This window comes from Opacimonas viscosa (genome assembly GCF_024199005.1).
Lineage (GTDB): Bacteria > Pseudomonadota > Gammaproteobacteria > Enterobacterales > Alteromonadaceae > Opacimonas > Opacimonas viscosa.
Genome location: NZ_JANATA010000399.1, coordinates 1 through 218 on the forward strand (window position 1 = coordinate 1; position 218 = coordinate 218).

Here is a 218-nt window from a genome sequence, read left to right on the forward strand (position 1 = left end):
GCATGCTTTGCGCGCGTGAGCGTTCAGGTTATCGGGTTGCTGATGCTATTGAGACTACCGGCAATACCGGGGTAATGCAGTCTGCCGAATCTGTCAGTGTGAATGATTTTGTGTTTGATGTGCTGCAAGCGTCCCGCGATCCGCATATGTTCAGTTTGGGTTTCGCCTACCCGGACCCATCCCTCTACCCCCGACAGCATCTGACCAAGTCGCTTTCT

1 pseudogene is annotated in these 218 nt (G+C 53.7%); it reads left to right on the top strand.

The features are described 5' to 3' along the window. Positions 1 to 218 (top strand): annotated as a pseudogene (locus NLF92_RS14060) (PLP-dependent aminotransferase family protein); the annotation flags it as partial.